At 45.6% G+C, this 9,272-nt stretch carries 7 protein-coding genes, 3 tRNA genes and 1 rRNA gene; 1 reads left to right on the plus strand and 10 read right to left on the minus strand.

Translation table 11 applies throughout. From position 1 onward, the window contains the following. Positions 1-7 precede the first annotated feature (7 nt). From AC58QT_RS12825 to AC58QT_RS12850, 6 genes are all read right to left on the minus strand, one after another. Positions 8-1,468 (minus strand): sulfatase family protein, encoded by a 1,461-nt coding sequence (locus AC58QT_RS12825; protein WP_497409306.1) that lies wholly within the window; start codon positions 1,466-1,468, stop codon positions 8-10. Between the two features lie 23 nt (positions 1,469-1,491). Beyond that, the gene (locus AC58QT_RS12830; protein ID WP_310501347.1) at positions 1,492-2,361 is read right to left on the minus strand and encodes a carbohydrate ABC transporter permease; all 870 of its coding nucleotides are present in this window, start codon (positions 2,359-2,361) and stop codon (positions 1,492-1,494) included. A gap of 3 nt (positions 2,362-2,364) precedes the next feature. Then, positions 2,365-3,279, minus strand: a complete 915-nt coding sequence (locus AC58QT_RS12835) for an ABC transporter permease (protein WP_497409307.1) — start codon at positions 3,277-3,279, stop codon at positions 2,365-2,367. Positions 3,280-3,301: 22 nt separating this feature from the next. Continuing rightward, complete coding sequence (locus AC58QT_RS12840; RefSeq protein ID WP_497409308.1) at positions 3,302-4,879, minus strand: extracellular solute-binding protein; 1,578 nt, start codon at positions 4,877-4,879, stop codon at positions 3,302-3,304. A gap of 83 nt (positions 4,880-4,962) precedes the next feature. Next, positions 4,963-6,840, minus strand: a complete 1,878-nt coding sequence (locus AC58QT_RS12845; RefSeq protein ID WP_497409309.1) for a cache domain-containing sensor histidine kinase — start codon at positions 6,838-6,840, stop codon at positions 4,963-4,965. Then, on the minus strand, positions 6,837-7,862 hold the full coding sequence (locus tag AC58QT_RS12850) for a response regulator (RefSeq protein WP_497409310.1): 1,026 nt from the start codon (positions 7,860-7,862) through the stop codon (positions 6,837-6,839). Before AC58QT_RS12850 ends, AC58QT_RS12845 begins: the two co-directional genes overlap by 4 nt. Before the next feature lie 290 nt (positions 7,863-8,152). Here AC58QT_RS12850 and AC58QT_RS12855 point away from each other — a divergent pair, with 290 nt between their 5' ends. Then, the gene (locus AC58QT_RS12855) at positions 8,153-8,665 is read left to right on the plus strand and encodes a GNAT family N-acetyltransferase (protein WP_497409311.1); all 513 of its coding nucleotides are present in this window, start codon (positions 8,153-8,155) and stop codon (positions 8,663-8,665) included. A gap of 56 nt (positions 8,666-8,721) precedes the next feature. Here the strand turns inward: AC58QT_RS12855 and AC58QT_RS12860 are convergent. The 4 genes from AC58QT_RS12860 to AC58QT_RS12875 form a co-directional block, all read right to left on the minus strand. Continuing rightward, positions 8,722-8,803: transfer RNA gene (locus AC58QT_RS12860), tRNA-Leu, on the minus strand. A gap of 13 nt (positions 8,804-8,816) precedes the next feature. Further along, positions 8,817-8,888, minus strand: a tRNA-Gln gene (locus AC58QT_RS12865). Between the two features lie 16 nt (positions 8,889-8,904). Continuing rightward, a tRNA-His gene (locus AC58QT_RS12870) sits at positions 8,905-8,977 on the minus strand. A gap of 138 nt (positions 8,978-9,115) precedes the next feature. Beyond that, a 23S ribosomal RNA gene (locus AC58QT_RS12875) occupies positions 9,116-9,272 on the minus strand; the annotation flags it as partial.

The following is a 9,272-nucleotide window of genomic DNA, read 5'->3' on the forward strand; positions in this document are numbered from 1 at the left end:
TTTCAAGTCAATTTCCAAAAAGTCCTGGACCATACTTAGCCGTAGCTACGGTGACATATTGATTGAAGATCGTATCTTCACTCTCATAGGCATGCTTCCACATCTTGCCGTACATTTGCTTGACAACGTCCTGCATATTCGGCTGATCGATCACATTATGAAGCTCATGCGGATCTACGTTGAGATCGTACAATTCGTTGATATCCGTTGCATGATACACGAATTTATAATCCTTCGTCCTCACCATCCGGCTCGTATAGTACACTTCAACACCATTGCACTGCGCATATTGGCTATCACGCCAATTGTTCGGCTGCGTATTGGAGAAAAAAGGCATCAAGCTGCGACCAGCGCATTTATTCAACGCCGGTGCTCCGGCAGCTTCCAGTAGGGTTGGAGCGATGTCCATTAGCGTCACAAATTCGTCCACTTGGCAGCCTGGATTTGAATTGTTGCCCGGCCAGCTGACGACAAGCGGTACCCGATAGCCCTCATCAAACATACTGATTCCCTTGCAGTATAAGCCATGCGCACCGGCATGCTCTCCATGATCGGAGAGAAATACAACCAGGGTATCCTCCTTTTGACCATTTCGTTCCAAAGCTTGCAGCACTTCGCCGAACATATCGTCCATCATTGTGCAATAGCCCCAATAATGCGCGATCGATTCCTTGACCTCGTCTTCGCTAAGCTGATCGAAAACGTTGCGCATCTTTCGATACACGCCTGGTTTATCCTTCAGATCATCATGATAATTAGGCGGGAGTGGAATGTCCTTAGGGTCGTACATGCTAGCATAAGGCTCTGGTATGATGAACGGATCATGCGGCCCATTCACCCCAATGTAGACACACCAAGGCTCTTGGCTGTCCTTTAACTGATCTAGCTGCTCGATGCCACTGCGGACGACCTGATAATCCTTCAGGTCCTGATAGGCCTTTTCCGTCGTGCCGTACAGCTGCTTGTTTCCCCAACCAGGACGAAGGAGCTCGCCCCTACCACGTTCCACCTTACTTTCAGCTAAATACTTCTCATGATCTGCTTGAAATCGGTCACGACTTATCCCCATATAAGTGCCTACCCCAGCGCTAACCTGAAGCTCCTTCCAACCTCGGTCCTTCGGGTTCTCCGTGGCAGATACATGCCATTTTCCGCTGTAAAATAAGTCGTATCCCGACTCCTTCAATTTCTCGGAGAACGTCTCCACCCCTGGGTTGAGTGAGCGACGAATCGCTTGGTCGTTCATATTATTGTTGTATATCCCATGCTGTGAAGGGTATAACCCCGTCATGAATGACGCCCGCGCTGGACAACAATGTGCCATAGGGGGATACGCTTGCGTAAACTGAACGCCCTCCGCAGCGAGTCGATCCAGGTGTGGCGTTCGGCATGAATGCCCAGGCATAGCTACCTGCGCCTGCTCCTGATCTGTCATAAAGATCAGGATGTTGGGTCTTGCTTTTTTCACGATGCCTACCTCCCGGAATCTAGCTACCCTTTCACCGAACCGAGCAGCATGCCTTTGTTGAAATATTTTTGCAGGAACGGATAGATAATGAGTAAAGGAAATGCTGTTAGCAGAATAGCTGACATTTTCGCCGCAGGCGTGTAATTGACGCTTTGTTCAATTGAAGCTGCAGTGGCCGATGCATCATCGATCAGCATTTGGCGCAAGTATACCTGCAGCGGCCATTTCGTTGCATCGTTCAGATAAAGAATCGCATTGAAATACGTATTCCAGTTGTGAACGAGATAAAACAGTGTAAAGGTCGCAATTGCCGGAAGCGACAGAGGCAGCACGATACTCCATAGTGTTCGCCATTCCCCACAGCCATCCATATTGGAAGACTCCAACACTTCGTCCGGAACGGAGCGAAAAAAGCTGCGCATAACGATTAAATGGAACGGTGCGATCGCACTTGTCAGCCATAGCGACCAGTAACTGTCAAGCAGCCCAAGCCCTTTGACCACCATATAGGTTGGGATCATTCCGCCAGTGAAGAGCATGGTGAATAATACCATAAAGCTAATGAGCGAGCGTTCTTTTAGCCACACCTTGGACAATCCATAGGCCATCAGTGTTGTCAGTACAATATTGATAAGCGTACCGAAGATGCTAATGATCAAAGCGCTTTTAAAGGCATTGATAAAACCCGGATTAGTTAGCAAGTACTGATATCCTTCCCATGTCCACTTGTGGGGGAAAAGAAAGAAACCGCGAGTAAGATACTCTTCTTCCGGCGCAAACGAAGCGGTGACCACATAGAGAAGTGGAAGAAGTATCGCAGCCGTTACGAGGATCAACAAAGCATATATGATCACATCCACATATCGCTCCGACTTGGAGATCGTTCGATTCATCTGTCAATACACCCCTTCCTGTCCCATTTTTTTGGCAATTGTATTCGCTCCTATGACCATCACAAGGCCAACAATCGACTTGAAGAGCCCAACGGCCGCCGAATAACTAAATTCTCCCTTCGCGATCCCGTTACGATACACATAGGTATCAAACACGTCCGACACGCTAAGATTGAGCGGATTTTGCAGCAAATAAATATGCTCGAATCCGATATCCATAAAGTTGCCTAAACGAATGATGAATACGATGACAATGACATTGCGAAGTGCGGGTAGCGTAATATGCCAGATTTGCCGTAAACGACCAGCCCCATCAACCACTGCAGCCTCATATAGCGAAGGATTAACAGCCGCAAGCGCCGCCAAAAATATAATCGCACTCCAGCCAACACCGTGCCAAATATTTTGAAGAACCCATACCAAGCGAAAGTAGACCGGATCCGTCATCAATTCAATCCGCTCGAAACCCCAAGCAGCAAGCTGTTGATTGATGCTGCCCTTCTGTGTGGCAAACAAGAGCACCGTCATGCCTACAATCACAACCCATGACAGAAAGTGTGGAGCATACACGATGGTCTGCACCGATTTTTTGAACCACTTAAGTTGAACTTCGTTCAGCAAGACAGCAAATAGGATCGGGGCGGGAAAAAAGACGAAAATGTCGAGCAAATTAAGAAGCAGCGTATTTTTAAGCAGTAAGAGAAACTGCTGCTCTTCAAACAGCCTTTGAAAATGCTCGATTCCCACCCAATTACTCTTCCAAAAGCCTTGAAATGGATTGTATTCCTGAAAAGCGATCGAAATGCCGAACATCGGCACATACTTGAAAATCACAAAGAATAGAACGCCTGGCAGCAGCATGAAATAGATCGGTAATGCTCTTCGAAAGTAGCGTAAGGAATATTCTGTTCTGTACATATCGGCTACACCTTTCTGCTTCCTATTTCCCGCTCTTGTTAGCTGTATATGCCTCGTTCACTTCTTTGACGATTTGGTCGCCACCATTCTTTTTCCAATCTTCTACTGCCTTCTCAATACTCTCTACCGGCTCGCGTCCCATGATAATTTTCAACATGGCTTCCTTAAACTTGGCATCCAGATCCGTCGATTTCTTCATATAGGTCGAAGACAAATTGGTAAATCCAACAGATGGATCGGCTTTCGCTGCATACTTCGCATTCTCAGTCTGGAATTTAACCAGCGCTTCTGGCTTCTTCTGATCGTCCCATTCGCGGGTTTCATATTTCATAGATGAATTGCGGAAGAACCAGTTGTTCAAAATGTTGACGCTATCTTGTTCCTTCTTGCCTCGCTCCGTCAACTCAACTTTACCGTCGGCGCTTTTCGTGTAGAAGATTCCTTCCGGACCGCTCTTGATGATTTTCGTACCTTCCTCAGTCGCCCACCAATCGAGAAGGCTCAAGATGCGCTGACGCTTCTTCTCATCCAGTTTCGCGTTCAGCACGATTTTCGTCGTTCCGCCAACACGAGTTGGATTTCCGCGAAGACCGCTTGGAGCTTTTGGCGGTGGAAGCTGGATGATCTCCGCGTTTGGCGCGATCTTCTTCAATTGTGCGACGCTTCGCTCAACAAGTTGATGTTGCGCCACAGCAAGGCCCAGCTGATTGCCGCCTATTTTATCGTTAACAATCGTGCCGGAATTGGTCATGAAATCGCGATCGAGCACACCTTCTTCGTAAGCTTTACGCATAAAAGCAAGGTACTGCTTCAGTTCGTTGGTCTGTACGTGACGTGGAATTAATTTTCCGTTCTCTTCTTTCCATAGATCGGCCAGTCCGAAAGCAATTTCCAATGGCTGAGCTCCGTTTAGCAAGCTAATTCCCGGATCGCTTCCCGATGCCGTAAATCCTACCGTGTCGGCCTTACCATTACCATCCGGATCGTTCTTAGCGAACGCTTTGGCGATTTCATAAAATTGGTCCAAAGTAAACGTATCTGGGTTAGGTACAGGGATGTTTAGTTTAGTCAGCCAATCCTTCCGAACGACGACCGATAACTGATTAGCCGGCTGGAATTTGCCCAGACCGTACAGCTTGCCCGGCGGGTTAAGCACCTCCATCATCTCCTGAGGGATCGCTTTGGCTAGATTCGGATACTGCTTCAAGTATGGCGTCAGTTCAACGAATACACCTTGTGACTGCCATCTGAGATATTCAAGTTCATTGACAACGAAGAGATCAGGCAATTGACCAGATGCTGCCATCACGTTTAACTTCTCGTCATAGTTAGCTCCCGGCACCCATTGCATGTTGAAATCAACATTGAACTTCTCGTTGATGTGCTGGATAATCGGATGATTGTTATCCGGCCAACCGCCTCCCTTAAAGGAACCAGCCATTGAATTGATTGTTATTTTCTCCTTGCCGCTATCCGTAGCTTTCGGCGTGTTTGTTGTAGTCGGCGTATCCCCCTGAGTCGTCTTCTTTTCATTCGAGCATCCTGCGGTAATAGCTGTTGACAAGCTGGCGATCATAGCAATAGCGATCCATTTTTTCATGTGTATCCTCCTCGGAGCTTCTTATCACTGATTGCTTTCATTATATCGCTAGGAATGCCCTTAAAAATTTCACGATTCCACGATTATTTATCCGATTTGGTGAAGTTAGTACCCGGAACATCCTTAATCTGGAATGGAATCCTTATCGATACAACCGTACCCCGCCCCGGAAAAGATACAACGGATAACCCATATTTATTTCCATACTGTAAAACAAGACGGGTATGTACATTCGCAATGCCAAGAGACTGCTGTTCAGCAAACCGATCTTCCGCCCCCTCACTAATTGCATCCAGCCTTTCTTGCAGTTCCTTAAGCTTGATTGCGGGAATACCAGGTCCGTTATCGGCGATTTCAATAATGAGGTCGTCATGCTCCTGAAACGCGTTCACCAGAACGGCTGCTTTCCCGTATTTCGGCTCTACGGCGAATTTCACGGCATTCTCCACCATCGGCTGCAGACACAACTTGACGATCATACAATCCATATATTTTTGATGGATATAGATCTCGCTTTGAAAATGCTTAGAAAACCGCACATGAATAATGTCCAAATAATTTCTTAAATGTTCGATTTCATCGGACAATGGAACTTCCAATTCCGCCATTCTCGCCGTATAGCGATAGACACTGCCTAAATTGCCAGCCATGGTAGCGATCCTTGGATTATCCTCCAAAAAGGCAATGCTCTTAATAATATCCAGTGTATTGTAGAGCAAATGAGGATTAATTTGATTTTGCAGGGCTTGAATGGTTGCTTCCTTCTGTTTCAACTGGAGCTTGACTTCCTTCAATTTCAAGCCATATATCGTTTCCCGCGATTCCTTCAGCCGATATGTCATTCGATTGAATCTACGATTCAATTGCTGAATTTCATCGTTTCCGGGATAAACGTCTGCCTGCACGGATAAGTCATCATTTTCAACGCGCAGCATCAAATCTTTCAGCTTTGAGATCGGACGGGTTAACCAGCCAGACAACCATGGCACGGTAATCAATATAAAAATAGAGACCAATATCATGACAATAATCATGGATTTGCGAACGATGGTTAAACCGCTGGCCATTTCGTTCAGTGGGACTAGCGCCACCACATTCCAGTTCGTAAATTCAGAATGGTTATAGGATACGAGGTAGTCCTTTCCTTCCCATGTTTGAACATCATTCGGTTTGTCTAGGCGCAGCCAACTTAGTTCCGTCTCTGCCATAGGCAAACCTGCCAATCCTGAATTCGGATCATATACGATGGTTCCATCCGAGGAGACGATAAAAAAATACCCCGTTTCGCCAAGTGTAGAACGGCCCAGGATTTTCCCAACTTCGTTCAGTGCGACATCAATCACCAGATTTCCAATCAATTTCACCGTATTTGTACTAAAAATTGGGACGCTTACGGCCACTACTGGATAGCCAACCGAATTCCTGTACTCGGATAGATAGGTTGGAAATATTTTTGCTATGTCCGCTAACGGACTCTGATACCAGGGCTCAATCATGAGCCTGCTTTCGTCAGGGGCCAAATTGTCTTCTGTGGAAATAATGCGTTTGTCCGAAGAAACGAGAAACATGTCTACGATCTCCGAATAGTTAAGCGCTATCGTTTGATTTAACGAATTCTCGATCCAAAATAAATTTTCCCGAGTTACAGACAGTTCGCCCTGCAGCCAGTCCTGTATTAAGCTGGTGTCATTCCGGGTGACGAGCGGATTCCGCGATGGCAGCGGACCCGCGATCGTTGCATGCGTGGATTGAATCAGCTGGGTGAAATATAAATCTGTCTGATGATTAATGCGGGAGACGGCTTGCTGAGCAATTTCGAAGAAATCGTGTTTCGCCGATTTGGCGTAATAGTAATTGGCGAAGCCCACCATGATGAACAAGGAAAAGAAGCTGACCCCGAGGAAAGCTGCTACCATTTTGGTTCTAATTGAAAATCGGTACTGCCATTGCCACCAGTTCATAGGCCCATACTCTTTCTATATTCAGATGGCGTTAATCCGACAATCGCCTTGAATACTCTAGTAAAGTAAGGCAGTGACCCAAATCCGACCAACTCGGCAATCCGATACGCCTTATCATCGGTTTCCAAAAGCAGCTTTTTAGACTCCGCAATCCGAATTTCATTGATATATTGAATCATCGTGCAACCTGTCTGCTGCTTGAACAAAAAGCCGAAGTGCGAAATGCTCAAATTAGCCATGTCAGCCAACTCCGACAACGTGAAATCGTCTCGATAATGCGTACGAATATGCTCGCACGCCTTTTGAACGACAAATTTCAGATTTTGGCTCACCTGAGCCGGACGATGGATAATCCATTGATCAAGAATAGATTGAAAATATTGACGGATTTCGGAATCGTCACCCCAACCAGCACTGTTGTTCCTTTTGACTTTCAGTTGTACCTGATGCGTTTCTTCTAAAAGGGACTTTAGCTTCCCTTCATATACGGCCAATAACGACTGATGTGCACTCGGGTTCAAATATTTCATACTGAGGATGGTTTCAAGGAGATCCCTATGCTTTCGGAGAAGTGTCTTCGATTCCATGGAATAGCCCTGCTCGATGAGTTCTTGCATACGCATCAAATACGCGTTCAATTCCTTGATCGTTGCCAGCTTATCCACCGACTTATGTAAGGCCGTTGATATATGCTCGAATTGAACAGGCTTGAGTAAATATTCGGTTACGCCATAGCTCATAGCCTGCCTGGCGTATTCAAAATTGTCATATCCGCTAATAACCACCGGAATCATCGGGATTCTGCTCTCCGTTAATCGGCGAATTAGCTCGAGACCGTCCATTTCCGGCATACAAATATCCGTAAGAAGAATTGTCGGCCACAGTTCATATATCAATGCAAGCGCTTCCTCTCCATTGCTGGCTTCCCCAACGACCTCGAATTCCTCCCCGGCCCTCTCCACCATTTCCACAATACAATCCCGAATCCACGGCTCATTCTCGGCAACCAGTACACGATACATCGATAGTCTCCCCTTCAGTTTCATGCGCTTTATTGTTCGTAATCTATCATCGCATTATGATACCAAAAAAACTAGCCCCTGCTATTGCTAATACCGATGCGATTCCAATAGGAATAAGCCCTTGATCAAATAATCATGATCAGGGCTCGAGCTTGCGAAATACATTTACAGAAACATAACGCAGCGTTCATCTAATCCGAAAAGTCCTTTTATATACTTAGATTGACTGATCTAACGAATCATAGAAGCTAGGTGGTAGATAACATGTTAAAAAAGCGTGATTTGCACGAATGCCATTCCCTGTTAACTTAATGACGGATCCTGCAGTTTTTCCTTACGTTCGTAATAAATGCCAGTGTTATGAAGAGTATTTGTTCATCACCAAACAATTGATCGTAGAAGAAGAAAAGGAAACATGTATTTCTAGAACAATTTTAGATGAAATGGGACATCCTATAGGTACTATTGAACTTTATCATATAGTTAATAGAACAGGCTTCTTGGCAACATGGATTGGAGCCCCTTACTTTGGTAAGGGGTATAACCAACAAGCGAAAGAAACCTTTTTCACTGAATTATTTCTTGAGAATAAGATAGATACCCTATTTTTGAAAATTCGAAAACAAAATATTCGATCGAAGAAAGCCGTAGAAAAACTACCATATGCCCTATTAGCAAATGATACAAATCCTCACATCTATCAATCAATTAATCATAATCAATCCATCTATGATTTGTACAAAGTGGAACGGTTATGCTTTTTAGAAACCAGTAAAGTCATGCAACATGAAGTCGCTACGTGATATCTTCAGTCAAGTCAAAAAGAAAAACCCTTGATAAACAAGGGTTTTTCTTGGGATGCGGTCGGAGGGATTTGAACCCTCACGCCTTGTGAGCGCCACCCCCTCAAGATGGTGTGTCTGCCGTTCCACCACGACCGCTTAAGAAAGTATACTGGGGATCTAGGATTTGAACCTAGGCATGACGGAGTCAAAGTCCGTTGCCTTACCGCTTGGCTAATCCCCATTAGTTAAGGGAAAAGGGCGACCGATGGGACTTGAACCCACGAATGCCGGATCCACAAACCGGTGCGTTAACCCCTTCGCCACGATCGCCACAGTAGGAATATTATTCCTTGAAAACTAGATACGAAACCTGCGTAAAGTAAATATCTTAGGATTTTCTGGGCCCCAATCAAGTATTCGGAATTCATTCGGAATTCGCTACAAAGCTTTTCTTCACTTGGTTGGGATTAGGTTAAGCCCTCGACCGATTAGTATTCGTCAGCTGCATACGTTGCCGCACTTCCACCTCGAACCTATCAACCTCGTCGTCTACAAGGGGTCTTACATACTGGGAAATCTCATCTTGAGGGGGGCTTCGCGCTTAGATGCTTTCAGCGCTTATCCC

Source organism: Paenibacillus sp. J31R109 (assembly GCF_059692055.1).

What these genes read in the sequence shown, in the direction of transcription:
- AC58QT_RS12835 (WP_497409307.1), bottom strand. Translation starts at nt 3,279, where the DNA reads ATGTACAGAACAGAATATTCCTTACGCTACTTTCGAAGAGCATTACCG.
- AC58QT_RS12855 (WP_497409311.1), top strand. Translation starts at nt 8,153, where the DNA reads ATGCCATTCCCTGTTAACTTAATGACGGATCCTGCAGTTTTTCCTTAC.
- AC58QT_RS12850 (WP_497409310.1), bottom strand. Translation starts at nt 7,862, where the DNA reads ATGTATCGTGTACTGGTTGCCGAGAATGAGCCGTGGATTCGGGATTGT.
- AC58QT_RS12830 (WP_310501347.1), bottom strand. Translation starts at nt 2,361, where the DNA reads ATGAATCGAACGATCTCCAAGTCGGAGCGATATGTGGATGTGATCATA.
- AC58QT_RS12845 (WP_497409309.1), bottom strand. Translation starts at nt 6,840, where the DNA reads ATGAACTGGTGGCAATGGCAGTACCGATTTTCAATTAGAACCAAAATG.
- AC58QT_RS12840 (WP_497409308.1), bottom strand. Translation starts at nt 4,879, where the DNA reads ATGAAAAAATGGATCGCTATTGCTATGATCGCCAGCTTGTCAACAGCT.